Here is a 26,469-nt window from a genome sequence, read left to right on the forward strand (position 1 = left end):
TCACCCTAACGCCCCTTAGTACTAATCCCACACCAGCAAGATATCTATGACTCAGCAAGCCGAAACCATTATCTATACCTTCACCGATGAAGCTCCGGCGTTAGCAACCTACTCGCTGCTCCCGATCCTAGAATGCTTTGCCCAAGCTGCTGGCATCGCTATTGAAACCCGCGATATTTCCCTAGCAGGCCGGATTCTAGCCAACTTTCCCGAAGGACTTACCGAAGCCCAGCAGCAGCCCGATGCCCTCGCGCAACTAGGGGCCCTCGCCCAAACCCCTGCCGCCAACATTATTAAGCTTCCCAACATCAGCGCCTCGATCCCCCAGTTGACGGCCGCCATTCGCGAGCTACAGCAAAAAGGGTACGATATTCCCGACTATCCTGCCTCTGCTCAGGACGACACCGAAGCCAATATCAAATCTCGCTATGCCAAAGTTCTGGGCAGTGCCGTGAACCCGGTGCTACGAGAAGGCAATTCAGATAGAAGGGTTTCCCCGGCGGTAAAGCGCTATGCTCAGCATCATCCCCACAAGGTCGGAGACTGGAGTGCCAAGTCCAAGTCCCATGTCACCCACATGCAAGCGGGCGATTTCTACGGCAGTGAGCAATCTGTCATCGTCTCCCAGGCCGGATCGGTCAAAATTGAACTTTTGAAATCAGATGGAAGCGTACAGGTTCTGAAGGAAAAACTTCCGCTGCAAGTCGGCGAGATCATTGATGCAGCGGTCATGAGCATCCAGGATCTACGGGAATTTTACCAACAAGCCATTCAGGATGCTAAGGCAGAGAATGTTCTGCTGTCCCTTCACGTTAAAGCCACCATGATGAAGGTGTCCGATCCCATCCTATTTGGACATGCTGTTACGGTTTACTTCAAGGAGGTGTTTGAAAAATACGCCCAAACCTTCGCGGAGCTAGGCGTGAATCCCAACAATGGGCTGGGGGATCTCTATACCAAAATCCAGACCCTACCCGACGCCCAACGCAGTGCCATTGAAGCTGACCTCCAGAAAACTTACCAAACCCAGCCCCCCCTTGCCATGGTCAATTCTGACCGGGGAATTACCAATCTCCACGTGCCCAGTGATGTGATTATTGATGCTTCCATGGCCGCAGCCATTCGGAACTCCGGCAAAATGTGGGGACCTGATGGAGAACTCCATGATATCAAGGCCATGATTCCAGACCGCTGCTATGCCACAATGTACCAAGCCTGCATAGAGTTTTGTCAAGAATACGGAGCCTTCGATGTCACTCACATGGGCAATGTGGCAAATGTAGGGCTCATGGCCCAAAAGGCTGAAGAATACGGATCCCATGACAAAACCTTTGAAATTCCAGAGGCCGGAACGGTACGCGTGGTCCATGAGAACGGCGACACTCTGCTAGAACACCCGGTGGCTGCGGGTGACCTTTGGCGCATGTGCCAGACTAAGGATATTCCCATTCAAGACTGGATTAAGCTGGCCGTCAAACGAGCAAGAGCCACTGGAAATCCAACGGTGTTTTGGCTCGATGCCCACCGCGCCCATGATGCCAATTTAATCACCAAAGTCCATCAGTATCTTCCCCAACATGACACCTCTGGCCTGGATCTCAAGATTTTGGCTCCCGTTGAGGCAATGCGCTTTACCTGCGATCGCATTAAAGCAGGTCAGGATGTCATCTCAGTCACTGGCAATGTGTTACGGGACTATCTCACCGATTTATTTCCGATTTTAGAACTGGGAACCAGCGCCAAAATGCTTTCAATTGTTCCTCTGCTGGCAGGAGGGGGCCTATTTGAAACTGGAGCGGGAGGTTCTGCACCCAAGCATGTTCAACAATTTCTGCAGGAGGGCCATTTACGCTGGGATTCTCTGGGAGAATTTCTGGCGCTGGCCGTGGCCCTCGAAGATCTGGGGGAAAAAAATCAAAACCCGGCGGCTAAGGTCCTGGCTCAAACCCTAGAGCAGGCAACGGGACAATATCTAGAACAGGCAAAGTCTCCCTCTCCTCGCGTGCATGAGCTGGACAATCGCGGGAGTCACTTCTATCTAGCTCTTTACTGGTCTCAAGCCTTAGCGGAACAGCAGCAGGATCTCGCTCTGCAAGCCAGATTTTCACCCCTGGCACAACAGCTGAGCGCCCAGGAAACAAAAATTCTAGCAGAACTCAAAGCAGCCCAGGGAAATCCGGTTGATATTGGCGGATACTATCTGATGGAAGCCGAAAAAACCCGCCAGGCCATGCGCCCCAGTCCCACTTTCAACCAACTCCTCGTCGATTTTGCCCGGGAAGAGAGCATGAGCCCTTCAGTCGCTGAATAGGGCCCCTCCCCAGGAAACTGGCCAGGAAAGGGTACAGATAAAACATCCCCCTCCTGGCCTAGGTTTTAAGGCGCCAAGCCAGGAGGGCGCAAGCAGATCCAGAATCCGACTAACGCCAGCACAACTCAATCTAAGGCCTGGACAATCCCCCATAGATTAGCCGTTCATGAGGAGATCCTCAATTTTGCGCTTCAATCCGTCTAAGACGCTTTCTCTTGAGAGCTTACGCTTTGAGCGCTTGACAATTGCCGTGGCCAAATCACCGATCAACTTCTGGCCAATTTCAGTGTCATTGGCGATCGCCTCAAGGAACCTTTGTCGCTGATCGAGATCCTCTGGCAATATTTTTTTCAGAGTAGGGCCGTAGAGATGGGTCACAACCTTTTTATATCCTCGCGGCCAGGCCAAAGCCCCGTCCGCCTCATCACTGTCTAAATCCGAGTCCTCTTCACCCTCTATCTCTTCTTCAAGACTATCGGCACTATCGGCAACCGTGACTCGACTGGGCTTGTCGTCATTACCGGTGCGTAAGCTCGCTTTAATTTTTTCTGCCCAGGCATCAATAATAGAGTCAAAGTCTTCAGGAGAGACCAAGATAGTGTCTGCAAACTTAAACGAGTTAATATTTGCAGACTCCATCTGTTCGGAAATCTCATCCTGGGACAGTCCCGTAACATTTGAAACTTGATCAATAAGGACATCGAGATCCTGAAGAGACTTCATTGCAGTTGCCATAGTCCTAGAGTTTGATTGAATACTACTAATCATAGCCTTAATTGATGCAAAAAATAACGAATTGTTTTCTTTATATTGATTTTCGACATCAATTCATATCCAAACATTTTTTCTGAGAGCCCCTATCCCAGGCTAGCCCTACCTAGTTGCATTCCCCCAAAAGCACCTATAGCCATACTCACGACTAGAAACCCCTGACAGCCAAGGGGGCTTCACCCCCGACTTGCAGCTTCAATGTTTAAAAAGAGATATGGTCCCGCCAGGACTCGAGGTCTGTTGGGTCTCTGACTGCTAGAGTAAAGGTAAAAATGCAGGAAACTGGGGCGATTGTATGGCAGACATCCAGGATAGGCCAGTCATTTTAGTGACGGAGAGTGACCTCAATCAGACGACTCTGATTAAACAAGCCTTTTCACAGGGCGAGGTTCCCCCAAAGCTGATTTCCTACCCTAACGGACAAGAGACCATAGAGTTCTTACTGGACGCCTGTCAGCAGGTTAATGCTGTCCTACCCAATCTAATTCTGCTCAATCTAGAGCCCCAGGTCGAAGCGGGTCAGCAAACCTTAATCGCCCTCAAATCCCATCCCAAACTCAGGCGAATTCCCATCCTCGTCTTAGCTCTCTCAGATCAAGGGGATGACATTCTCCACAGCTACACCCTGCGAGGAAATTGCTATCTCGTCAAAACCTCAGATCCTTCGCGACTAAACAGCTTGATTCAGCGCATCCAGCGATTTTGGCTGGAAATTGTGACCCTACCCCCAGAGTAATCCCCAGGACCTCAGAGAAAGCCCACATAAAGGTTTAGCAAACTACACATTAGTTATTAATCGGAATAACTATAGTTCAGAATTATTGCTATCGATTACCAGAGGATTCATCTCTTTGGTGAGGACTCTATAGTATGAAATGTGCATAGCCATGAAATGCGCGGGTTCGATCCTAACGCCCCCGTTCATCAAGGTCAAACTGCATCCTACCTTCTGGAGTCCTCTGCATCGTGAATACCGATCTTCAGCGACAAGATGTCAACCTCAACAGCTTGAAGCAACCTCTCATCCATCTTCTCAGTCAAATACAGCCCCATGGTGTGTTACTGGTTTTAAGGGAGCCTGAACTCACGGTGCTGCAAGCCAGCCAAAACACGGGCAAAGAACTCGGTATTCCCACCCCTGAAATCCTGGGAAAACCCCTGGATTCAATTCTAGATGCCTTTCAGGTGGATCAGTTTCGTCCCGGCCTAGCGGAGGAAAATCTTGATTTAATCAATCCCATCAAAGTTTGGGTGCGCAAGCGCGAACATGACTATGCGATTTTTGATGCCGTTTTTCATCGCAGTGCAGAGGGATTTTTGATCCTGGAGCTAGAAACAGCCTCCACCGAAGAAAATATTCCCTTTCTCAGCTTTTATCACCTCGCCAAGGTTTCGATTGGTAAGCTCAAAGCCACCTCTCATTTAATCAAGCTGTGCGAAATCATTGTTCAGGAGGTTCGTCGTGTGACCCAATTTGATCGGGTCATGCTTTACCGATTTGACGCCGAGGGGCATGGCGAGGTGGTTGCCGAGGACAAAATAGAGGAAATGGAGTCTTTCCTAGGACTTCACTATCCCGAATCAGATATTCCTAAGCCAGCGCGCCAGCTATTCTTATCCAATTGGATTCGGGTGATTCCTGATGCCCATGCTGAACCGGTGGAACTCTATCCTGGCATTAATCCCGTAACCCGACAGCCCGTAGACCTAACCCTGTCTATTTTGCGCAGTGCCCATGACTGTCATCGCGAGTATTTACACAACATGGGCGTTGGCGCTTCCTTGACAATCTCGCTGATGAAAGACCAGAAGCTCTGGGGACTCATTGCCTGTCATCACAGAACACCGAAGTACGTTCCCTATGATTTACGAAAGGCCTGTGAGTTTCTAGGACGGATCATTTTTGCGGAGCTGTCCAATCGCGAGGAGACGCAAGACCATGTTTACCGCATGAAGCTTGCCAATGTCCAAGCGGAGCTGATGGATACCATGTCAGCAGCCGATTCCTTTGTGGAGGGATTAACTCAGTATGAAACAACCCTGCTGGATCTGGCTAACGCCCAAGGGGCAGCTATCTACTTTGGCGGACGCTGGAGTACCCTGGGATTGACTCCTCCGGAAATAGAGCTTAACTATCTGCTGCAATGGTTAAATAAATTGAATCCAGATGAGGTCTTCTCGACCGATTCACTGCCGCTTCTTTATTCCGATGCCGAGCGATACAAGGAAATTGCCAGTGGACTGTTGGCAATTCCCATTTCAAAGCAAAGCTATGTCCTGTGGTTTCGCCCCGAAGTATTGCAAAGCGTGAACTGGGGCGGAGATCCTAACCATGCCTACGAACTGAAGCAAAGGGACCATGAGTATCGTCTTTGCCCTCGCAAATCCTTTGAGCTTTGGAAAGAAACGGTACGTTGTAAGTCCTTACCCTGGAAAGCCGTGGAGATTCAGGCCAGTCTGGAGCTACGCAACGCCATTGTGCACCTGATTCTAAGGCAAGCGGAGGAGTTGGCTATTTTAGCTCAGGATCTAGAGCGTTCGAATGCTGAGCTGAAGAAGTTCGCCTACGTGGCTTCCCATGATTTACAGGAGCCACTCAATCAGGTCGCGAACTTTGTGCAGCTCCTTGAAATGCGCTATGACTCCAAACTCGACCAAGACGCCAAGGAATTTATCGGCTTTGCCGTGGATGGCGTGAGCCTGATGCAAACGCTTATTGACGACGTGCTGACCTATTCAAAGGTGGACATTCAAGGCATTGAGTGGGAGCTCACCCACATTGAAGACGCCCTGGAACAGGCTTGCAGTAATTTACGTGGCCGGATTGAGAAAACCCAGGCGAAGATTAGCGCCGATCCGCTGCCAACTATTGTGGCCGATGGGACTCAGCTCATGCAGCTTTTCCAAAATCTGATCGGCAATGCCATCAAGTTCCGTAAGCCCGGTGAAGTTCCTCAGATTCATATTGGAGTGGAGCGACAGGACGATGCCTGGCTCTTTTCCGTCAAAGATAACGGTATTGGGATTGACCCTTCATTTGCAGATCGCATTTTTGTGATCTTCCAACGGTTACATACCCGTGATGAATATCCAGGATCGGGCATGGGGCTGGCAATTTGCAAAAAAATCGTTGAGTGCCACCGGGGTCAGATCTGGGTTGAATCTGAAGCAGGTCAAGGCTCAACCTTTTTCTTCACAATTCCGGTTGGAGGCCGCGATCGCCATCATGTCCATGGACGCAAATCCCAAAACCCTCTTTCTGGTCGAGGATAATCTCGGCGATATTCGTCTCATTCAAGAGGCGCTCAAGCGCACCGAGTCGAACTGCCGCGTTGTGGTTGCCCGCGATGGGATGGAGGCGATCGCCTATCTGTGCCAGTGCAAGTCCCAATCGCCCCAGGTCTACCCTGATCTAATCTTGCTCGATCTCAACTTACCCAAGAAGGATGGGCGAGAGGTATTAGCCGACATTAAGGGAGATCCGGCCTTAATGCACATTCCGGTGGTGGTCTTAACCACCTCCCGGAATGAAGAGGATATCCTGCATAGCTACGATCTCCATGTGAACTGTTTTATCTCTAAGTCTCGTAACTTAGCGCAGTTGTTCAGCATTGTGGAAGGAATCAAGGATTTTTGGCTGGAGACTGCCGCTCTTCCCTGTGTCGCTCCCCAAACCTAAATCATGATGCATTTACTGTTGGTAGAGGACAATCTTGCCGAAGCTCGATTTCTACAGGAACTTCTGAAGGGAGCCAGCCGATCCTTTCAGTTAGTTCACAAACAGCGCCTTGGCGAAGCCCTGGCAGCGCTTAAGTCCCAGGCCTTTAGCGTAGCCTTGCTGGATCTCAGTCTTCCCGATAGTCAGGGGTTGAACTCGCTAGACGGACTGATGGAGCAAGCACCCGATTTACCCATCGTGGTGCTCACCAATACCCAGGATGATCGCCTTGCCCTAGAAGCCGTTCAACATGGCGCCCAGGATTATCTCTACAAGCGGGAGGTGCAGCAGGACATTCTGGTGCGATCGCTGCGTTACGCCATTGAACGCAAGCAGGCAGCGGTATCCTTGCGCATTGCCAAGGAAATTCTCGAGCAGCGCGTCCGGGAACGCACAATTGAGCTTGAAAAGACCAATCAGCTGCTTCAGCAAGAGGTGCTAGAACGTCAGCGTATCCAAGACCGGCTAGAACTTGCCCAGCGAGTGGGAAAGATTGGCACCTTCGAGTGGGATTTAACCTCGGACCGTATGGACTGGAGCAAAGAACTAGAAGCTCTCTATGGATTTTCTCCAGGGGACTTTCCCGGAACCGTATCAGACTGGCTCCACCGCATTCACCCAGAGGATCTCGCCAGCACCCAAGCCGATCTGCAGCGATCCCTTGACCAGACCCATCGTTTCAACAGCGAATTTCGGATTCATACGCTTAATCACCAACTTCGGTGGATTGAAGCAAAGGGAGATATTTTCACCCGTGCTGACGGCCATCCCCAAAGCATGATCGGGGTTCACATTGACATCACCGATAAAAAGCAGCTTGAAGCTCAGTTTCTCCATGCTCAACGCCTAGAAAGTTTGGGCACCCTCGCCAGCGGAATTGCTCACGACCTGAATAATATTCTGACCCCCATTCTGGCAGTGGTTCAAATATTGCCCCTCAAACTCCCTAACCTTGATGCCCAAACCCAACAGTTTCTTCAGCTCCTAGACGATAGTGCTCGTCGAGGAGCTGACCTAGTCAAGCAGATTCTGGCCTTTGGGCGCGGGGTAGAGGGAAAACAGATGAGCCTGTCGATCAAGCATCTGCTTGCAGAGGTGGAAAAAATGATTCAACAAACCCTTCCCAAATCTATTCAAGTCTGCACAGAAGTTCCAACTCATCTGGCCACGGTATCGGCCGATGCGACACAGCTCCATCAAGTCTTTATGAATCTGTGCGTGAATGCTCGCGATGCCATGCCTCAGGGCGGGACCCTCACCCTTAAGGCGGAAGAGGTGTGGGTGAATGAAGTCAAAAACTCATCAGTTATCCCTGCCCAAGCGGGCCCCTACGTTCAAGTCACCATTGCAGATACCGGAATTGGGATTCCCCCAGAACAGCTGCATCGAATTTTTGACCCATTTTTCACCACCAAGCCCTTGGGCCAGGGCACCGGACTGGGACTCTCTGCTGTCTTGGGCATTATCAAGCGCCACGGGGGATTTATTGAAGTCACGAGTCGCCCCGGCAGCGGGAGTCAATTTATGATTTTCCTGCCCACTGGCCAGGGACCCGAGCCGGAAGCCCCTTCTCTAGATCCCGCCGCTTCGGGAGCACAGAGTTGGGTACTAGTGGTGGATGATGAATCTGCCATTTGCGAAATTACTAAGGCCACCCTAGAGGCCCATCACTATCAAGTCCTCACGGCCAAGAGCGGGGTTGAGGCGAGGGACGTGCTGCAGCACCATCCGGTGGACAAGGTTTTAATGGATATCATGATGCCAGCCAGTGATGGTCTGATCACGCTTCCCCTGCTGCGGCAAATTCAACCCAATCTTCATATCGTTGCGATGAGTGGACTGAGTAGCGCCGATCTAAACTCCCAAGTAGAACAACTGGGCTTTGACGGATTTTTAGCCAAGCCCTTTACAATCAGCGAGCTGCTACAGGCTCTAGAACCCACATCCATCTGCTCTAGGAGTTCACCCACGGCCTCCACGCCCTAGCCTACTGCTGAATTAGATCCATCGTCACGGTTTCCCGACGATTATTGAGTACCGACGTCGCCTCCACCCGATATCGCGTCCCTCGTTGGGTGATCAGCGCAGGGGGAACAGCAATTTCAAACTGCCCAGTAGCATCAGCGCGAACTGTTTGATCCACCAACAGGTTACCCGTCACGACCGTCCCCAAAATACCGCCAAGACTCCGAGGAATTGCGCTCACCTTTACACGAACCGCTGTTCTGGGCATGGATTGACCTCGCACCGTAAAACCACTGCGCCCCTCCACCTGCTCCCCCTCTTGATGGCTCGTAAACCGCAATAGGGATTGGCCTTCAACCACTGTGATCGGATCTGCGGCGGCAGACTCATCCGTGGCAGGAGGACCTGAAGATCGAATAAATCGAGCCGGCGTCTGGGCAACTCCGTAAATGGTTTCGCCCCATCCCGACAGCCGACCCACCACAATCCCTTCATCTAGAGGGGTATTTCCTACGGTTTGGCTGGCCACATAGACCCCTGGCGAAACTTCCTGGGCATTGAGCTCTCGTACCGCGGTCTTTGAGTAAATAAACAACACCGTTGCCTGCTGATTGGGCGTTCCGGTGAGGGTAGCTAGAAAGTTATCACCAGATCTTAAGGGCTGGGCAGCATTGTGGGAAATGGAACGAATCGCTAGCCGTCCTGAGGTGGCACCCACAACAAAGTTCCAGGTCACGTAGCGCTTAAATCCGTCCTGACCTAGAAATTCAATCTCAACGGTCGTCGATCCAGGGGGTAAGGGCCGCTGGGGTCGGTAGCTGAAAAATTGGGGCGTGATCGTACTTTTATCGGTCACCTCTTCATTGTTGACCCGAATCCGGACTGAATCAAGGTCCAGGGGGCTTCGTCGTGAATCCTGAAACTGACCATAAATGGCGGGGATTGGCTCCACATTTTGAGCATTGACGCGGGGATTGACGTTGACGACGCGCTGGGCCAGGACTGGCACCGTCAGCATCATATTCATCGCCAGGGCAGAGATAAGGGCGATCGCTGATTGATTCATTGTCATTTCCTCCTCGAAAACCGGCAGGAAGAGGGGGGATTTCAAGCATCCACTGGGACAAACGCAGGCATAAAGGCACGCTGCCTTGATACTCGTGTCAGGCTTACTCAGGCTGCTCTGTTCACGCTGCGTGAGCACGCTTGATTTATTAATTTATCCTATCGTATTGATATCGTATATTGATGACGAAGAAAACCTTGTTTCAGTTCCTCTAGCTAAACTGTCTGCCTAACTGCATTGGGTTATGCACGGTGATTTTCTTTTTATGAATTGAAATGAGTCCCTGCTCTCTTAACTCCCCAAGCAAACGAGTGACTGTTACCCGAGTTGAGCCAATGGCCTCGGCGATCGCTTGGTGGGATAATTTGAGGTCAATCGTGATTCCCTCGCCGCTGGGAACGCCAAAATCGCGGCACAAAATCAGCAAGAAACTGACCAGACGCGATCCCATATCTCGATGGGCCAGGGTTTCAATCATCAACTCCGTATTCAAAATTCGAGACGAAAGCCCCCGCAAAAGCATAATCGGCAGTTCTGGATCCTCAAGCATGGCCTTTTCCACCTGCTCGGTGGGCACACTGAGTAACTCTACAGGGGTAAAGGCCACGGCATGATAAAAGCGGTCCGAACGCTGTAGGGTCAGGAGCGAGAGAACACCAAAAACACTGTTTTCCCGTAGCAAAGCCACGGTTATTTCCTCGCCCGATTCGTAAACCCGGGAGAGCTTAACTGTTCCTTTGAGTAAAAAGTAGACGCGTTCTGCTGGGTCACCGGGAAAAAAAATAGTTTTACCACGCTCAAAATTTTCAGTCGAAGTTGGAAATGATCCCCCCCGCATGTGGCGAGTAATCACTTCGTTGGGGCCTTTATTGACCATATGGATCATGACGTTGTGTCCCCCAGCAGGGAATCAAAGGAAGAGTAAGATTTAATTAATAAATCTAACATTTTGCCCCCAAGATGTATTGAATGATACACAAACCCTGGTGAATTAAGACTCCCCCAGTCAGGCGATTTCCGCTCAGACCCCTGGTCCATTCCTGGATCAATGGCCTCAATTTCTCGTAAAGGGAGGGATTGGGAACGGTATACTGAGGGTCGTATTGAACGTAGACTTTTTGAACGTAGACTTTGACCACCAGGATTTGTAGAGTTCATGCTTAATTTGTCCGGGAAGAATGCCTTAGTTACAGGGATTGCCAATAACCGCTCCATTGCCTGGGGCATCGCACAACAACTCCATCAGGCAGGCGCCACCTTAGGAATCACCTACCTACCGGATGAGCGAGGCCGGAGCGAGGCAAAGGTGCAAAAGTTAGTAGAGCCGCTCAGTCCCAGCCTATTTTTACCCTGCAATGTTCAGAACTCGGCGCAGGTGGGGGATCTGTTTCAAACTATTCAAGACCAATGGGGAAAGCTAGACATTTTGATTCACTGTCTGGCCTTCGCCAATAAAGAGGATCTGAGCGGCGATTTTAGCAAGGTTTCCCAGGAAAACTTTAACCTTGCCCTGGATGTGAGCGCCTACTCTTTGGTGCAGCTCAGCGCGGCGGCGAAGCCATTGATGGGGGAGGGAAGCAGTATCGTGACCCTCAGCTACCTGGGTGGAGAGCGGGTTGTTCCTAACTACAACGTCATGGGGATTGCCAAGGCCGCTCTAGAAATGAACGTGCGCTACCTAGCCGCGGAGTTAGGCCCGTTGCAAATTCGAGTGAACGGTATTTCCGCCGGTCCCATCCGAACCCTGGCCTCCTCAGCCGTTGGAAAGATTCTGGATATGATTCATCATGTGGAAACGGTAGCTCCCCTGCGCCGTACCGTCACTCAAACCGAGGTGGGCAATACCGCTGCGTTCCTCTGTAGCGATTTAGCCAGTGGGATTACCGGACAAATTATCTATGTTGATTCAGGCTATTCAATCATGGGGATGTAGCGATATAGCACTCAAGTCCTTCCCAGCCCTATCCAAGGTTGGAGGGCGAGAAACTTCCCCAAAGAATTGAAAGAACAGAACCTGAAGGGACCAACTGAGGTTAATGAGGTTAACAAACCTAAGTGAATAAACTTGCCTAGGTGAATAAACTTGAGCGAACGAGACTGAATGAAAAGAGCATGCCAATAGCAAAGGGACGATTCATGCCCTTAGATCGATGGGCGCTAAGTTTGATTCTCGGACTTCTGGTGGCTATTGTAGGGCTCATTCTGCTGGGCGATCACACCGTTCCCAAGGTGAAGGATTTTAGTTGGCAGAATCGGCAAATTGGAGCAGAGGATCGGGCCTTTACCCTCACCTTTAACCGTCCCATGACCTGGGAAAAGGTGCAGCCGAACCTAGAAATCACCCCCGCTTTAGAGGGCAAAGTAAGCTGGTCGGGTCGCAGAATGGCCTATACCCTGGAAAACCCCATTGCCTACGGCCAGTCTTTTCAGTTGAAGCTGACCAATGTGCCCGAGCAAACCCGCGGACCGGGTCGTTCCCCCAAGCTGATGCAGCCCTTTGTGGCCCAGTTCAGCAGCCGCGATCGCGCCTTTGTTTACTTGGGCACCGATGCCCAGGAATCTGGGCGATTGATTTTACAGAATTTATCCACCCAGACCAAAACTGTTTTGACCCCAGAAAACCTGGTGGTTTCAGAATTTAAGCCCTTTCCCTTCGGGGACCGCATCTTGTTTTCTGCCGCAGACAAAAATCAGTCGAAGAGTGCATTTAATCCCAAGCTATTCAGTGTTACCACCGGATTAGAAGTTCATCCCCCCAGTCAAGAGGCTTTGGGTCAGGCCAAGGCTGGCCAAATTCAAGAACTCCTGGACAACGAAACCTATCAAATTCTCAAATATGACCTCGGCCCTGAGGGAGAGACCATTGTTCTCCAACGGGCAAGGCGTTCAGCCCAGGGTGCGTTAGGCCAAGTCTCTCTTTGGAAGATGTCCCTGGACGGTCCCCCCCAGGAAATTCAGTCCGAGCCCGGAGGCGATTTTAAGATTGCTCCAGACGGACAGTCCTTGGTGATGGCCCAGGGTCAGGGGTTAGCGGTACTCCCCCTCAAGGGCCAAACCGAGGCCAAGCCCCTAGATTTCCTACCCGAATTTGGAAACCTGCTGAGCTTTTCTGCGGACGGTACCAAGGCCGCCGTCGTGAAATTTAATAATGACTTTACGCGATCGCTATTTTTGGTCACAAACCAGGGACAGCAGCAGGAACTCGCCAGACTAAAGGGTGGTGTCTTAGCCGCCCAATTTGATCCTCATAACCAGCGACTCTACTGTTTGCTCACCCAGGTTATCAATGATCAGGACTACGAAGAGCAGCCCTATCTTGCTGTGATTGAAATCGATAGCCGCCAGATCACCAAGCTGTTAGATCTGCCGATTCAACCCAACATCACGATGAGTTTGGCCCCGGATGCCACCGCCATTTTGTTCGATCAGGTACTCGATACCCCCGCAGATGGAGGGGCTTCCTCCGGTGTCAATATTCGTGCCAGCAACCTGTGGATGTTACCCCTCACCGCCTCCGCGGAACAGCGGCAGCTAACTCCCGTAAAGTTAACCATGGGAGCCGTTCCCCGTTGGCTGCCTTAGGAATCGGCTATTGTGCAGATCCACGGATCTAGACAAGGACCCATATTAGGGCCTGGGATTTGAGCTTAAAGTTTTCATAAAAAGAGGGATTGATTATTTTTTCATAGATTAGAATCTTCTCACATCCGGGATGGAGCAGTTTGGCAATGACAGGAAAGATGCGAAGGCAAATCCTAACGGGGTTCCTGGCCGGACTGCTGTCCTGGAGTTTAGTGTTGGGCACAATGGCCCAAACTCCAACGCCTATTCCCCAGGCCGATGATGCCCAAGAAACCTTCCTCGATCAGGTGCGGGTTGGCCCCATTCTCCTTTTTCCCATAGAGAGCAAGCTGGGCTCAATTTCCATCCAAGAGCGCGCCCAGGTCATTAGCGATCGCCTTAAAAAACTCGCCGACGATCCCAAGTTCAGGGCCGAGTCCATCCAAAGCATCCCTGAGGGGGAGGAAAGGGTCCTTCGGGCCGGAGACCAGGTGATCATGGTGGTCACCCAAACTGATGCCCAACAGGCACAAAAAGATCCCTCTACCCTGGCCCAATCCTATGTCCAGCGCCTACGCAGCGGGGTCAGGCAATATCAGCAGTCCTATGGTGAAAAGACCCTGATGCGGCGCGGAATTTACGCCGGTGTGATCACCGTGATCTGGATTGGGCTGCTTACCCTTTTACACAAGCTGGTGCCCCGACTGCATCGAAAAATTGAATCCCTGAAGGGCACCCGAATTCGTCCCCTGCAGGTTCAAAATCTTGAGCTACTCTCTGAAGATCAAATTGTTCAGGTCTGCATGTTCTTAGTCAATGGGATCAAGCTGCCGATCCTATTGGGTTTACTGTATCTTTATTTACTCTCGGTTCTGAGCCTGTTTCCCTGGACCCAGGACGCAGCCAGAGTTCTCATTCACTATATTCTCACCGCCCTTCAGACTATCTGGAACAGCATGGTCGACTATTTACCGAACCTGGTGTTCATTGTGGTCATCTGCGTGCTAAGTCTCTATGTAGTCCGCTTTTGCCGGTTTTTCATGTCCGCAGTGGAACGGGGACTGATTGGCTTTCCAGGCTTTGACCGCGAATGGTCAAAACCAACCTTTCAAATTTTGCGCTTTTTGATCATTGCTGTGGCGGTCACCCTGTCTATTCCCTACCTCCCCGGATCCAGTTCTCCTGCTGTCCAAGGGATGTCGATCTTCTTTGGGATTTTAGTCTCCCTGGGGTCAACCGCCGTGGCGGCCAATGTGGTTGCCGGGCTTGCCCTGACCTATACTCGCGCCTTTAAAATTGGCGATCGCGTCGAGATTGCCGAGACCGTGGGAGACGTCATTGAGAAAACGTTTTTAGTCACCCAAATCCGCACCCCTAAGAACATGGTGGTGACTATTCCCAACAGCAGGGTGCTGGGCGATCAGATTGTGAATTATAGCGCCCATGAACAGGGCGAAGGGCTGATCCTACATACCCCAATCACGCTGGGCTATGACGTGCCCTGGACCCTGGTGCACAAGGTTCTCATTGAAGCCGCCATTGCCACACCGGGGGTTCTCCATGATCCAAAACCCTTTGTCTTGCAAAAGGGACTTGAGGACTTTTATGTCAGCTATGAACTAAACGCCCATACCCGTGAACCCACTCGCATGACTAAAATCTATTCCGAACTTCACCAAAACATTCAAGATCGCTGTAACGAACATGGAATTGAGATTCTATCGCCCCATTATGGCGCAATGCGCGATGGCAATGAAGTCACCATTCCCGAAACCTACCGGGCACAGAGCTATCAAGCTCCCGGATTTAGAATCACGCAGATCTTCCCCTCTTCCCCATCGGGTCCCCCCTCCCAGATCGAGGACTCAAAGTGAGGACTCAAAGCGAGGACTCAAACAGACCTACCGTTGGCCCTAGCAGCGATCGCCCACCCGGGTCAGTTCAGAACCTTTCTGAGTGGGCACGTCTGAGTGGGATCGCTAGCGTTACCATCAAGGCATTCTCTTGGTCCATTACCCCGCGCTACCATGCCCCAGCCGCACCGCCAATCATCTCCCGCCGTCGCCCGCAACCGCGACCCGATTTATCAGGTCCTCAAATCCTACCTGCCACCGGAAGGCCTAATTCTGGAAATCGCCAGCGGCACCGGAGAACACGGAGCTTATTTTGCACCCAAGATTGATCCCCTGGTGTGGCAACCCAGCGACAGATCTCCCGAGGCTCTGCAGAGCATTCGCGCTTGGAAACAGGATCAAAACTACACCAACCTGGGCGATCCCATCGAGATTGATGTGCTGGCTCCCCACTGGTGGCAAAGGGTGCAAAACAAACGCTCCGATCTGTTTCCCCATCTGCCCCTGATGGGCATCGTCACCATCAACATGATCCACATCTCGCCCTGGGAAGCAACCCTGGGACTGATGCAGGGAGCCGCAGCCCTATTGCCCCCGCAGGGATGGCTGTATCTCTATGGTCCCTTTCATCGCAACGGTGTTCCCACAGCCCCAAGCAATGTGGAGTTTGACCAATATTTGCAGCTACAAGACCCCCGCTGGGGCGTGCGAACTTTAGAGGAGGTTGTTGAGGCCGCCGCCGGACTGGCCCTGCAAGCCGCGATCGCTATGCCCGCCAATAATTTGTCCGTCATTTTCAGGAAAGTCTCCGAGCCCTAGGGTCTGTGGCAATCCCTGAAAACTCATGCCATATTAAACTTATTGATTCAGCCCTATTTTCATCATCCATCAAGGATTCAACCATGATTGTTGTTGCCAAGGCACGTCCCAGTGAGCGCGCCCAATTTATTCAAAAGACCTACCTGCATCTAGCGGGTGCCGTAGGCGCTTTTATCCTGGTGGAGATCATGCTATTTCAGCTTGGCATCGCTGAAGGGCTGCTCAACTTCATCTCGGCTGGTGGCCAGTGGATGTGGCTAGGAATCCTGGGAGGTTTTGCCCTCTTGGGGTGGTTCTCCCGCAGTTTGGCGGCCAAAGCCGATGATGTGAATACGCAGTATGCCGGACTGGGGCTTTACGTCATTGCTGAAGCCCTGATTTTTGCTCCCCTGCTCTACATTGCAGCCTATTTTTCCGATCCCACGGTTTTGCCCACCGCCGCCATACTAACCCTACTCTTGTTTGCCGGATTGACCACCGTCGCCTTAACCACCCGCACCGACTTCACCTTCCTCGGCGGGATTTTGAAGATCGGGGGGTTTGTGGCCCTCGGACTAATCATCTGTGGAACGATTTTTGGCTTCACCCTGGGACTCTTCTTTTCCGTTGCGATGGTGATCTTCGCCTCGGCCGCCATTCTCTACGACACCTCAAAAATCATCCATCACTACTCAACCCATCAGCACGTGGCAGCTTCTCTGGAATTGTTTGCCTCCGTAGCTCTGCTGTTTTGGTATGTCCTCAGAATTGTCATGGCCCTGTCGCGCCGCTAGTCAAGCTGGCTAGTCAAGCTGGCGTGATCGACCACTCTCGTGTCAACCCCTCAAAGCTGCTGAAGCGGGTCCAGCCCTGAAGCAGCTTTTTTCATTTCCAGAGGGCTTCGGGAACCGATCCAGGCACTGTTCAACAGCCAGGCCCTGGCCATTGTTAAGGGCAAAAATGCTATAACAGGTCTAGAAACTCTCGAACAAGGATTCGACAGCAGCCATGACCCGGATGAAATCCTGGGAATCTCCGCGACGCGGACAAACCCGGAATAAAAAGTCGAAGGCAGCAACGGCTCGCCTACGACAGATCAAAAAGCGAAACCAGATCCTGCGCCGTAAGCTCCGCTCTCATTCTTCAAATTCTGCCAAACCCCCTTCTCGTCCTCAACAAGAAGGGGGTTCATTTTATGAATCTGTTTCTAGCCTAGAGAAACTCCCGGCCTAAGTAGGGCTGCAGCACCTCTGGAATTGCCACGCGGCCATCCGCTTGCTGATAGTTTTCTAAAAGAGCGGCCATGGTTCGTCCCACGGCTAGGCCTGATCCGTTCAGGGTATGGACAAACTGCGTGCCCTTTTGCCCCTTAGTCTTAAAACGAATGTTACCGCGCCGCGCCTGAAAATCCAGGAAATTAGAGCAGCTTGAAATTTCTCGATAGGTTTGGGCCGAGGGTAGCCACACCTCCAGGTCGTAGCACTTAGCCGCGCCAAATCCCAAGTCTCCGGTACACAGTTCCACAACACGATAGGGGAGTTGAAGCAGCTCTAGAATATTGGCTGCATTTTCCACTAAAGACTGGTGCTCCGTTTCCGACCGTTCAGGATGAACAATCTTCACCAGCTCAACTTTATTGAACTGATGCAGCCGAATCAGCCCTCGTGTGTCTCGACCATAGCTCCCGGCTTCCCTCCGAAAACAGGGAGTGTAGGAACAGTGCCATATGGGTAACTCCGATTCCTCTAACACTTCGTCCCGGTAGAGGTTGGTCACGGGAACTTCCGCAGTGGGAATCAGCCACAAATCGTCCTGGACACATTGAAAACTTTCCTCAGCAAACTTGGGCAACTGTCCGGTTGCCGTGAGTGAATCGCTGTTCACTAAAATGGGGGGCAGCACCTCAATGTATCCCGCCTGGATTTGCTGGTCTAGCATAAAGGCAATCAGCGATCGCTCCAGGGCAGCCCCCGCCCCCACCAGCGTCATAAATCGACTCTGGGCAACCTTCACGGACCGCTCTCCTTGAAAGATGCCCAGGGTTTCACCAATTTCCCAGTGGGGCTTGAGGGTTTGTCCCTGGGGAATCTGCTCATCTCCCCAGCGGCGCACCTCTACATTTTCGGTCTCATCGCGACCCAGGGGAGTGGTGGGACTGGGAAGATTTGGAATCAGCAACAACTGCTGTGCAATGGCCGCTTTCAGTTCGCGCTCCTGCGGTTCTAGCTCACTGAGCTGGGCCTTCACCTGACTTCCCTCGGCGCGCAGGGCCTGCACCTCAGGGCCCTTGGGGTCGGCGCCTTGCTTAATTACCTGGCCCACCTGCTTCCCAATCTCATTACTGCGGGCCTGAAGCTGCGATCGCGTTTGCTCAATTTCGCGCTGGCGCTGATCCAGGGCCAGGATTTCTTGCAGATCATAGGATCCACGGCTAGCCAGGCGAGATTGAAACGTCTCAGGATCCTCGCGGAGCAGCTTTAAATCTATCACGGTCCAAACACATCTCTACAGAACAAGCTGAGGAACCCCTACAGTCATGGCAATGGCTACCCAATCTGCACCGGATCACTTCAGCCCTTGATTAATTTAGCCTGGATTGACGATCAATCATGAGGGTCATGGCAATTAAATCATGCAAAGCCTGGCGACGCTCCGTGAACAAAGCCAGCGGATATCCCACAATAGAAACCGCCGAAAGCAGCTTGGCTGTAAATCGGAGCGTCGCCCGACCAAAGGTGATGCGCTGAAAGGACAAATCCGTCACCTGCAGGTTTGCCGCCCTGTGACCAAAGGTGCCCATGGCCGCAGAGCTTTCCTGAAGAGCATAATAGAGCCAGGTCATAATGGGCAAAACGGTAAGGATCAAAATTCCCAGGGCGTAACCCATGGCATATCCCACCCCTTCATTGTGGACACCTTCTGTAAGAACACCAACAATAAAGCTCAGAATCAACAGCACAACGGCAATCAAGAATAAATCTATCCACAGTGCAATGAAACGCTTTCCGAAGTTGGCATAAACACTAGCTCCACCGTAGCCTGCGGGATAGGGACTGGCGGGATAGGGACTGGATTCAGGCTGTGCCCCCAATCCAGGCTGGGGCCAGGGCGGAGCCGATCCAGGGGTAGATCTAGGGTAGGCTCCGCCCGCCCCATTGGGATAGGCAGTGGCATGGGAGAATGGCGTGGACGACGGTCCCGATCCTGGATCTGAGGTCGGACCAGAGTTTGGGCCTATCCCCTGGGGACCGGAACCCACTGATCCTGACGGCGAAGCAGATCCCTGGGTGATGATAAATTGCCGAATACGCATGAGAGAGTCGAGCAAACTCCCCGTATTGGGGGGCCGATATTTCGGAATACGGGTCATCATCTGATTAAGCAGGTCAGCAAAATCAGGATGGATATGGGGCGCATGGGTGTCCCAGGGAAACTCATCGGTGGTGGGTTGATATATGTCGCTGGGTTCCTGGGCAGTCAGCAGATAGACCATCGTGCGTCCCAGAGCATAAAAATCTGACTGTTGAACCGCCTGCCCATTGAGCTGCTCCGGGGGAGTATAACCCGTTGAAATAATCCCGGTCACCCCTCCCGCCTCCTGCTTGGCCACATAGGTGCCGGTCACCTCCCGCGCCGTCCCAAAATCAATTAAGGCAAGATGTCCATCATTGCGCAGCATAATGTTAGAGGGCTTGATATCGCGGTGAAAAAAGTGCTGAGAGTGGACAATATCCAGAATTTTAACGACCTCAATTAACCATTCCAGCACCAGCTTTTGCTGAACGGGTCGATTGCCCCGTTGATGCATGTAATCTTGCAGGTTCAGGCCCTCAATCTTTTCCATGATCAGGCAGTGCAGGGGGTCCTCGCTGCCACGCGGCCAAAATACAAAATATTCCCCTGCATCCACATGGGGAATCCCCGGGTGGCGAAGCAAGGCCAATACCTCCGCTTCCCGCTTAAATAATTCCACCGCCTTGGGCATCGGATTAATCAGCACCTTAAGCACCTTCGGCAAGGCGGAGGGATCGGCTGAAATTTCATAGGTTTTGCCAAAGCCACCGCTGCCTAATTCACCCAGGACGCGATATTGACCCGCCAACACTAACTCTGAACCACAGGTTTGACAAAAGGAGGTTTGATCAGAGTTTTGAGGGCGTTGACACTGAGGATTGATACACAAAGACATGATTTCTTTCCATAGTCCAGCCAGCCGTTGATGTGGGGATCCTATTTCTAATCATTCCCTTAGACTTCCATTCCTGCAAGCTGACCCTGCCAGCGGCAAAGAGCCTCTAGTCTGCCTGATCTTCCCAGATTCAGGCCCGCCCGGAAGCACATCGAGGCCCAAGACAAGCAGCACCATTCCCCGCCTTCTGAGGTTGGTTCCAGGCGGCCGGTGTTTTCAGAGATCAGGACTAGGAAACAGTGAAGGCCACTGCAATCAAACCCACCACCAGCAGGGCAGAGATGATGGCCATCACGCTATAAATTCGCCTCTGTTGTTGACTGGGCGGCTCTGCTTCGTACATCTTGGGCTCAACCGCAAAGTTATTAAGCTTTCCGTCTTCTTCTGTGGTGTAGGGCATCTTAGATCGTCACATGTCACGTTCGCTCAATCTTACAGCATGGGATTCTCAACCGGAAACCACCGTCCCCGCGGGACGGTGCCCCACAGCCCTCCCCGGAGCGCCACAGATTTCGAGCTTGCAAGGGCAATCATAGATTCCCGCCCGCAAGTCCCCAAAAAAGCCGTCCTTTCAAGACGGCTTTTTTCTATGCAAAGGAACTGAACTGGATACCCTTAAAAGAACGACCCAGAGCGCTTCAGGGAAGGGGTTCATCCAGCAGCAGCACCCCAGCATTCACTAGCGCTTTTGATCCTGACTTTTACGAAGATGCTCCATAATCTTCATTTTTCTCGCCTCATCGCCTTTTGGCACCGGCGTCACGTCAAGATTAATCGTGGAACTTTGGGCAAGGTGTTGCCTAATAATTTCTTTACTGGCCATGGAAGTCAATTTGAGATGGATAAGTGCGAATAAGCCAAGCGCCTATTAATCTTTATTATCAATAACTTAATTTGGAATTTCAACGGCAGCGGCCACAAGACAGCAGTCAGAGAGAACGAAAGGATCAGCGCTCAGCCCTGGTCTCCCCCTACTGCTGAGAGAGGCGTTGCACAACTGGTCCCCCCAAACGGCTGTGGGCATCGGCCAATAGATCTGGGATTTTATCGGCGTGGGGAGAGCGCCGTAAGCAGGCCTGGAGATTCACCTGGTGGAGCAAGTCGGCTCGATTCCCTGGAAACCAATGACTCGCTTGACCAAGCAGGTTATAGCGCATTCTGGCATAGTTTTCTAAATCAAAGGCGATCGCCAGGTTGCGCAGCCACAAGATCACAGGGATATTAATTCCGGCGGGGGTGTCTTCGTGAGACGGAAGACCTTGATCCCAGGTCTCATACCAGTCCTGCCCCAGGGCCTCAATGGCAGCGGCTTCCAGCCGCCGCAGAATTGGCCGCAATGTCTCCTGGGCGTTATCTAGTAGCGGCAAGGCCTTGAGGTGCTCATCAAAATCAGAGGGTCGGGCAGCTCCCAGGCTCAGGGTATGGATCTGAGGATGACTCAAACAAAACAGGTCATTAAACACCATGGGACTCAGGGGCGCGCACAGATCCACCAGCTTGGGTGGAGGGTTGTAAAGCTGTCCGCCCTTATCGGAGGGGCTGATAATAAATATCCCCATGTCGTGGCGAACGGCAGCCTCAATTGCGGGCCAGTTGCCCTGGTTAATGTAGTACCAGTGCAAATTCACATAGTCAAAGGCATCGGTTTCAATGGCATCAAGGATCAGCTGGGTCGGACCATGGGTTGAAAAGCCAATGAATCTAATTTTTCCCTCCGCCTGAAGCTGTCGAGCCACCTCCAGCGATCCACCCCGGTCCAGGGCGTGACGATAGGTTTCGGCATTGTTAATGCCATGGAGACCCAGTAGGTCCACGTAATCCACTTGCAGATTGCGTAGCGACTGCTCCACGGTTTTCCGAAACACCTGCCCATCGGCATTGGGGGAAACCTTGGTTTGCAAAAGATAATTCTGGCGTGGAATGTTGGAGAGCACCCGTCCCAGCTGAAGTTCGGAGGTGCCATACCCCCTGGCGGTTTCAATGTGGTTAATCCCCAGCGCCAGCGAACGCCGAATGGTGGCCTCTAAGTTAGCCTGATTCTGGGCCGGAATCTCCTCAGGCGGGACATCTTGCCACTGGTATTGGTAGCGCATCCCCCCACAGGAAAAAACGGGCATGGATAATTCCGTTCTGCCAAAACGTCGGTAGCGCATGAACTCCCCATCGAATCACTGCTTGGTATTGTGCCAATCTTCATCATGCCGATCTGCCATCGGGCTAATCACCATTGTGCCAATCTTCCCAAATCCAGGACAGCCCCTAGGAGTTAGAGGTTACCACTTCCACGGATTTCTCCGATGGAACCTCTGCCATTCGGGCAAGACGTTCTCGATCGGCTAAAATTTGCGATTGCACCGCCATGAGCGCAGTTTTCAACACCGCCGCAATGGGAACTGCAATGGCCACCCCCACCAGACCGCCCACCTTGGCACCGATTAAGACCGAAATAAAAACCCAAACCGGATTGAGGCCAACCACGCTGCCAAGCACGCGCGGCGCCAGAAGGTTATCCACAATTTGCTGGACGATCACCGCCGCCGCCAACACCTTTAACCCCAGCCAGAAATTTTGCAGAGCCACCAGAAGGGTCACCAGTAAAATCCCCACAGTGCCCCCAAAGGGAATCAGAGCCAGCGTTCCAATGGTCAAACCAAAGAGCACCCCAAAGGGCACCTGCATGACCAAAAAGAGGGGGACCAGAGCGGAGGACATGCTGATACTGATGATGAGCTGACCAATGAAGTAGTTTTGAAAGCTCAAGCGCAAGGTGTTTGCCACCGGATCTTGCTTCTCGGCCGGTAGCCATTCCAGAACGCTCTCCCAAAGCTCATCACCATGCTGCAACAGATAATAGGTCATGATAATCGTCACCAGGCCGGTCACCACGATATCCAGCAGGCTGCTTACCGCATCCACGGTGATATTCACTGCGCTTTTGGCCAGAGATTGAATCTGCCCTTCAATGCGCTTAAAGGCTTCCTCCGCCAGCATGTCGAGATTCAAATTAAAGCCTCGGGACTCAGCCTGCTCATTGAGGAGCAAGATTTGCTGCTGACCCGAATCGATGAGCTCAGGTAAGCGAGCCACCAGTTGTTGGGCTTGGGAGAAGGCCACGGGAAAGAGGCTAATACCTACCCCGAGCAAAATTGACAGGGTTAGCAGAAACACAATAATGGAGACCGGGTCACGGGGCAGCCCCTTCTTAGAGAGCCAACTCACCGGATAATTGAGTAGGAAGGCCAAAAGACTCGCAACCACCACGATGGTAATCAAGACTCCGAAAAAGTTGGCGATCATGCCCATTGCCCAGAAATTTAGCACCAGAATTGGCGCAATAAGTCCCACCAGCAGCATCCGGGAGGGGACCGAGAGCTGACTCCACCATTGGAAATAAGGGGGCCGATTGGTTTCCATGGAACAACAAGGGGAAAACAGTATCTCTTGCAATCCTAATGGATTTCCCCAAGGCATCTTCACCGAGTCTCGAAAACCGCTACCAAGCGATCGCTCCCCCACCGGCTGAGAGGCCTTACAAGCTTTAGCTCCGCAGCCTGAGGCCTACCGAAGGGTTCACGCCGAACTCCACGGCCCCCCAGGAGGATACAACCTTGGATAAACTAGATCCACTTGAATAACACCTGATCCGCTCGCGCACAATTGATGGGTAAACATCTATGACTTGGTGGCAACGTCTCAAGAAGAATGATCTGGCCCGATTTGGCATCACCGTTCTCCTCCTGTTCTACCTGGCAGTGATTGGGGCCGATTTTATTGCGCCCTACGATCCCTACGTTTCTGAGGTAGATGGGTCCCTCCTGCCGCCCACTCAAATCTACTGGCGCAATCTCCAGGGGAATTGGATTGGCCCCCACGTCTACCCCACCTTCCAAGGTCCCATTGACCTAGAAACTGGCAGTCGAGAGCTCATCGTGGATCGAACAGAACCCTCGCCACTGCGGCTTTTTGTCCAAGGCCCAGAATATCGCTTTTTACAGCTGCAAGTCCCCCTGCCCACGGAGCTAGACTTACCAAAGCCCCGCATTGAGAGCATCAGCCCCCTGGGAGAACTCCCCATTCGAATTCCCTGGATTACGAACTGGTCCGACCTTCAGGTCGAGATTGAGCAGATTACGTTAATTCCAGGCATTCCAAGTCGTCTTCACCTGTTCGGAGCCCAAGGGCCGGGTCGAATTCACTTGCTCGGCACCGATAGCAACGCCCGCGATGAATTTAGCCGTCTCCTATTTGGCGGACGCATTAGCCTCAGCATTGGATTACTCGGTGTGGGGATAACTTTTCCCATTGGTCTTTTAGTGGGGGGAATTTCAGGCTACTTTGGGGGCTGGGTGGATTCAGTCTTGATGCGGCTGGTGGAAGTGATGATGAGCGTTCCCACCATTTATCTGCTCGTTGCCCTGTCTGGCATAATCTCCCCCAGTCTCAGCAGCAGCGAGCGCTTTTTAATCATTGTGATTATTACAGCGTTTGTAAACTGGGCTGGCCTGGCGCGGGTTATTCGCGGTCAGGTGCTGTCCATCAAGCAGCGCGAGTATGTGCAGGCCGCCAAGGTCATGGGCGGGAATGCCCTCTATATCATCGTGCGCCACGTGCTTCCCCAAACGGCAACCTACGTCATTATTGCCGCCACACTGGCAGTGCCCAGCTTTATTGCCTCGGAGGCACTGCTCAGCTTAATTGGCTTAGGGATTCAGCAGCCCGATCCCTCCTGGGGGAATATGCTCTCGCTGGCCACAAACGCATCCATTCTCATCCTTCAGCCCTGGCTGATTTGGCCGCCGGCCATCATGATTATCTTGACCGTCCTTTCCTTTAATCTCCTCGGCGATGCCCTGCGCGATGCCCTAGACCCCCAAAACCTTAATTCCTAGGCAGCACGGAATGGAGACCTGGGGCCTGACATCCTCCCCCAAGGATATCCCCTTAAATCACCACCTGATTGCGCCCAGCCTGCTTGCCCTGATACAAGCGATCGTCCGCCCGCTTGAGGGTGTCCTCAATGCTCAGGTGAGCATGGTACTCAACCACCCCAAAGGTAATGGACACCGGAATTGACTGTCCCTGAACAGGAATGTCCTGGGTGGCAACGGCAAGCCGCAAATTCTCCGCTAGGCTGTAGGCACCCTCTAGATTGGTGTTCGGCAAGACAAACAGAAATTCTTCGCCTCCCCAGCGCCCCATAAAGTCCGCATTCCGAAGCCGCTGCTGCATCAGAGCAGCCGTCTCTTTGAGCACCCGGTCCCCCGTCAGGTGGCCATAGCTGTCGTTAATCACCTTAAATCCATCTAAATCCCCGATCATCACCGAGAGCTTGCCTCCGTAGCGCTGAACCTGGGAAGTTTGGGCGGTGAGAATTTCCATCATTTTGCGGCGATTGAACGCCCCGGTCAAATCGTCGGTATTCGCCAGCTGATAGATTTCGTTCTCAGTCAGCATGGATCCGTGGCGGAAATAATGGCAGCTTAACCCCATGGCCGCAAAGGAGACCACTGTATTGGCCGCATTCAGACCCCGAAGAATCATCATCGGCAGATCGTAGGGCACGCTGCTAGCCAGCATTTGATAGACCAGGCAAAGACTCATGGTCAGGCACAAGCTGGCAATCAGCAGCCAGCGGTCGTATCGACGGGGATTGAGAAACGTAATCGGAATCGCCGCCAGCAGGTAAAAGTAAAACCCCGCATTCCATCCGAGCAAGATCGTGGCCAGCAGACTGTGAAAGATCACATCGGCGGTCATGAAGATAACGGCGGTGGAATAGCGGTTTTGCTGATTGGCATTCCAGCTGACCACCAGAATCACCAGGCTCAGCAGGTTGAACCCCACCATTGGCTCAACCCCCTTCCACCCAAAAATCCAGATCAGGGCAATGTGAACTAAGATGCTGAGCAAGGCCAGCACTCGAATCACTAAATAGAGGCGGTAATCCTTAATGTTAGATTTTTTAGGCTTTCCCCAACTGAGGGAGCGAATCATAGGGATCAAGTCAGCAGCCGAGGAGTGGTTTATTCATTCATCATAGAATAATCTTTTGCTTCTCAACCTTACGTCAGGAAGGCCATTGAACTGTTCCTCCTAGGGTACCCCGTTCAGTGATCGAAGGCTCGCTTTTAGATCCTGGCCGATCCTGGCAAAGGGAATGCATTGACAACTCCCCGCCTTCAGAAGGACGGGGATTCTTCCTTCATTGCAGTTGCTATCAGCGCGAATGCCCATCAA

At 52.2% G+C, this 26,469-nt stretch carries 21 protein-coding genes; 11 read left to right on the top strand and 10 right to left on the bottom strand.

Features of this window, described 5'->3' with window-relative positions:
- Positions 1 to 46: 46 nt before the first annotated feature.
- A complete protein-coding gene (locus QQ91_RS03205; RefSeq protein ID WP_166279909.1) occupies positions 47 to 2,311 on the top strand; it encodes an NADP-dependent isocitrate dehydrogenase in 2,265 nt (754 codons plus the stop codon).
- 156 nt (positions 2,312 to 2,467) lie between these two features.
- On the opposite strand, the gene QQ91_RS03210 is transcribed toward QQ91_RS03205, so the two are convergent.
- The gene (locus QQ91_RS03210) at positions 2,468 to 3,034 is read right to left on the bottom strand and encodes a hypothetical protein (protein WP_166279911.1); all 567 of its coding nucleotides are present in this window, start codon (positions 3,032 to 3,034) and stop codon (positions 2,468 to 2,470) included.
- A gap of 343 nt (positions 3,035 to 3,377) precedes the next feature.
- On the opposite strand from QQ91_RS03210, the gene QQ91_RS03215 reads away from it, so the two are divergent.
- The 4 genes from QQ91_RS03215 to QQ91_RS03230 all read left to right on the top strand — a co-directional run bounded on the left by QQ91_RS03215 (position 3,378) and on the right by QQ91_RS03230 (position 8,786).
- The gene (locus tag QQ91_RS03215; protein ID WP_166279913.1) at positions 3,378 to 3,818 is read left to right on the top strand and encodes a response regulator; all 441 of its coding nucleotides are present in this window, start codon (positions 3,378 to 3,380) and stop codon (positions 3,816 to 3,818) included.
- Positions 3,819 to 4,048: 230 nt separating this feature from the next.
- On the top strand, positions 4,049 to 6,355 hold the full coding sequence (locus tag QQ91_RS03220; protein ID WP_166279915.1) for a sensor histidine kinase: 2,307 nt from the start codon (positions 4,049 to 4,051) through the stop codon (positions 6,353 to 6,355).
- Positions 6,309 to 6,761 carry a response regulator gene (locus QQ91_RS03225; RefSeq protein WP_166279917.1) on the top strand — a complete coding sequence of 151 codons (453 nt, stop codon included), beginning with the start codon at positions 6,309 to 6,311 and terminating at the stop codon, positions 6,759 to 6,761. The genes QQ91_RS03220 and QQ91_RS03225 overlap by 47 nt, the downstream gene beginning before the upstream one ends.
- A 3-nt stretch (positions 6,762 to 6,764) precedes the next feature.
- Entirely contained in the window at positions 6,765 to 8,786 is a 2,022-nt protein-coding gene (locus tag QQ91_RS03230) for a hybrid sensor histidine kinase/response regulator (protein ID WP_236096052.1), read from the top strand.
- A gap of 1 nt (position 8,787) precedes the next feature.
- Here QQ91_RS03230 and QQ91_RS03235 read toward each other — a convergent pair whose 3' ends face one another.
- Positions 8,788 to 9,837: a hypothetical protein gene (locus QQ91_RS03235; protein WP_166279919.1), complete on the bottom strand. Its 1,050-nt coding sequence runs from the start codon at positions 9,835 to 9,837 to the stop codon at positions 8,788 to 8,790.
- 205 nt (positions 9,838 to 10,042) lie between these two features.
- Positions 10,043 to 10,669, bottom strand: a complete 627-nt coding sequence (ntcA, locus tag QQ91_RS03240; protein WP_236096054.1) for a global nitrogen regulator NtcA — start codon at positions 10,667 to 10,669, stop codon at positions 10,043 to 10,045.
- 318 nt (positions 10,670 to 10,987) lie between these two features.
- On the opposite strand from ntcA, the gene fabI reads away from it, so the two are divergent.
- The 5 genes from fabI to QQ91_RS03265 all read left to right on the top strand — a co-directional run bounded on the left by fabI (position 10,988) and on the right by QQ91_RS03265 (position 16,837).
- Positions 10,988 to 11,764 (top strand): enoyl-ACP reductase FabI, encoded by a 777-nt coding sequence (gene fabI / locus QQ91_RS03245; protein WP_166279921.1) that lies wholly within the window; start codon positions 10,988 to 10,990, stop codon positions 11,762 to 11,764.
- A gap of 179 nt (positions 11,765 to 11,943) precedes the next feature.
- A complete protein-coding gene (locus QQ91_RS03250; RefSeq protein ID WP_250833241.1) occupies positions 11,944 to 13,413 on the top strand; it encodes a TolB-like translocation protein in 1,470 nt (489 codons plus the stop codon).
- A gap of 158 nt (positions 13,414 to 13,571) precedes the next feature.
- Positions 13,572 to 15,266 carry a mechanosensitive ion channel family protein gene (locus tag QQ91_RS03255; RefSeq protein ID WP_166279923.1) on the top strand — a complete coding sequence of 565 codons (1,695 nt, stop codon included), beginning with the start codon at positions 13,572 to 13,574 and terminating at the stop codon, positions 15,264 to 15,266.
- Positions 15,267 to 15,419: 153 nt separating this feature from the next.
- A complete protein-coding gene (locus tag QQ91_RS03260; RefSeq protein WP_166279925.1) occupies positions 15,420 to 16,064 on the top strand; it encodes a DUF938 domain-containing protein in 645 nt (214 codons plus the stop codon).
- Between the two features lie 83 nt (positions 16,065 to 16,147).
- Entirely contained in the window at positions 16,148 to 16,837 is a 690-nt protein-coding gene (locus QQ91_RS03265; protein ID WP_166279927.1) for a Bax inhibitor-1/YccA family protein, read from the top strand.
- 418 nt (positions 16,838 to 17,255) lie between these two features.
- Here QQ91_RS03265 and serS read toward each other — a convergent pair whose 3' ends face one another.
- The 6 genes from serS to QQ91_RS03295 form a co-directional block, all read right to left on the bottom strand.
- Positions 17,256 to 18,533 (bottom strand): serine--tRNA ligase, encoded by a 1,278-nt coding sequence (serS, locus tag QQ91_RS03270; RefSeq protein WP_166279929.1) that lies wholly within the window; start codon positions 18,531 to 18,533, stop codon positions 17,256 to 17,258.
- A gap of 91 nt (positions 18,534 to 18,624) precedes the next feature.
- The gene (locus tag QQ91_RS03275) at positions 18,625 to 20,232 is read right to left on the bottom strand and encodes a protein kinase domain-containing protein (RefSeq protein ID WP_166279931.1); all 1,608 of its coding nucleotides are present in this window, start codon (positions 20,230 to 20,232) and stop codon (positions 18,625 to 18,627) included.
- A gap of 229 nt (positions 20,233 to 20,461) precedes the next feature.
- On the bottom strand, positions 20,462 to 20,632 hold the full coding sequence (gene psb34 / locus QQ91_RS03280) for a photosystem II assembly protein Psb34 (protein WP_166279933.1): 171 nt from the start codon (positions 20,630 to 20,632) through the stop codon (positions 20,462 to 20,464).
- A gap of 279 nt (positions 20,633 to 20,911) precedes the next feature.
- Positions 20,912 to 21,055, bottom strand: coding sequence for a hypothetical protein (locus tag QQ91_RS03285; protein WP_166279935.1), 144 nt, complete (start codon positions 21,053 to 21,055; stop codon positions 20,912 to 20,914).
- Between the two features lie 148 nt (positions 21,056 to 21,203).
- On the bottom strand, positions 21,204 to 22,385 hold the full coding sequence (locus QQ91_RS03290) for an aldo/keto reductase (RefSeq protein WP_166279937.1): 1,182 nt from the start codon (positions 22,383 to 22,385) through the stop codon (positions 21,204 to 21,206).
- Between the two features lie 106 nt (positions 22,386 to 22,491).
- Entirely contained in the window at positions 22,492 to 23,646 is a 1,155-nt protein-coding gene (locus tag QQ91_RS03295) for an AI-2E family transporter (protein ID WP_166279939.1), read from the bottom strand.
- Positions 23,647 to 23,906: 260 nt separating this feature from the next.
- On the opposite strand from QQ91_RS03295, the gene QQ91_RS03300 reads away from it, so the two are divergent.
- Positions 23,907 to 25,121 carry an ABC transporter permease gene (locus QQ91_RS03300; RefSeq protein WP_166279941.1) on the top strand — a complete coding sequence of 405 codons (1,215 nt, stop codon included), beginning with the start codon at positions 23,907 to 23,909 and terminating at the stop codon, positions 25,119 to 25,121.
- Between the two features lie 52 nt (positions 25,122 to 25,173).
- Here QQ91_RS03300 and QQ91_RS03305 read toward each other — a convergent pair whose 3' ends face one another.
- Positions 25,174 to 26,226 carry a GGDEF domain-containing protein gene (locus QQ91_RS03305; RefSeq protein WP_166279943.1) on the bottom strand — a complete coding sequence of 351 codons (1,053 nt, stop codon included), beginning with the start codon at positions 26,224 to 26,226 and terminating at the stop codon, positions 25,174 to 25,176.
- Between the last annotated feature and the right edge of the window lie 243 nt (positions 26,227 to 26,469).

The organism is Lyngbya confervoides BDU141951, assembly GCF_000817775.3.
In the GTDB taxonomy this organism is placed as follows: Bacteria; Cyanobacteriota; Cyanobacteriia; order Thermosynechococcales; family Thermosynechococcaceae; genus Lyngbya; species Lyngbya confervoides.

Coding starts and splice junctions, on each gene's coding strand:
- QQ91_RS03230 (WP_236096052.1), top strand. CDS start 6,765: ATGATGCATTTACTGTTGGTAGAGGACAATCTTGCCGAAGCTCGATTT.
- QQ91_RS03255 (WP_166279923.1), top strand. CDS start 13,572: ATGCGAAGGCAAATCCTAACGGGGTTCCTGGCCGGACTGCTGTCCTGG.
- QQ91_RS03210 (WP_166279911.1), bottom strand. CDS start 3,034: ATGAAGTCTCTTCAGGATCTCGATGTCCTTATTGATCAAGTTTCAAAT.
- QQ91_RS03205 (WP_166279909.1), top strand. CDS start 47: ATGACTCAGCAAGCCGAAACCATTATCTATACCTTCACCGATGAAGCT.
- QQ91_RS03225 (WP_166279917.1), top strand. CDS start 6,309: ATGTCCATGGACGCAAATCCCAAAACCCTCTTTCTGGTCGAGGATAAT.
- fabI (WP_166279921.1), top strand. CDS start 10,988: ATGCTTAATTTGTCCGGGAAGAATGCCTTAGTTACAGGGATTGCCAAT.
- ntcA (WP_236096054.1), bottom strand. CDS start 10,669: ATGCGGGGGGGATCATTTCCAACTTCGACTGAAAATTTTGAGCGTGGT.
- psb34 (WP_166279933.1), bottom strand. CDS start 20,632: ATGCCCTACACCACAGAAGAAGACGGAAAGCTTAATAACTTTGCGGTT.
- QQ91_RS03285 (WP_166279935.1), bottom strand. CDS start 21,055: ATGGCCAGTAAAGAAATTATTAGGCAACACCTTGCCCAAAGTTCCACG.
- QQ91_RS03215 (WP_166279913.1), top strand. CDS start 3,378: ATGGCAGACATCCAGGATAGGCCAGTCATTTTAGTGACGGAGAGTGAC.
- QQ91_RS03295 (WP_166279939.1), bottom strand. CDS start 23,646: ATGGAAACCAATCGGCCCCCTTATTTCCAATGGTGGAGTCAGCTCTCG.
- QQ91_RS03275 (WP_166279931.1), bottom strand. CDS start 20,232: ATGTCTTTGTGTATCAATCCTCAGTGTCAACGCCCTCAAAACTCTGAT.
- QQ91_RS03290 (WP_166279937.1), bottom strand. CDS start 22,385: ATGCGCTACCGACGTTTTGGCAGAACGGAATTATCCATGCCCGTTTTT.
- QQ91_RS03265 (WP_166279927.1), top strand. CDS start 16,148: ATGATTGTTGTTGCCAAGGCACGTCCCAGTGAGCGCGCCCAATTTATT.
- QQ91_RS03305 (WP_166279943.1), bottom strand. CDS start 26,226: ATGATTCGCTCCCTCAGTTGGGGAAAGCCTAAAAAATCTAACATTAAG.
- QQ91_RS03300 (WP_166279941.1), top strand. CDS start 23,907: ATGACTTGGTGGCAACGTCTCAAGAAGAATGATCTGGCCCGATTTGGC.
- QQ91_RS03260 (WP_166279925.1), top strand. CDS start 15,420: ATGCCCCAGCCGCACCGCCAATCATCTCCCGCCGTCGCCCGCAACCGC.
- QQ91_RS03250 (WP_250833241.1), top strand. CDS start 11,944: ATGCCAATAGCAAAGGGACGATTCATGCCCTTAGATCGATGGGCGCTA.
- QQ91_RS03235 (WP_166279919.1), bottom strand. CDS start 9,837: ATGACAATGAATCAATCAGCGATCGCCCTTATCTCTGCCCTGGCGATG.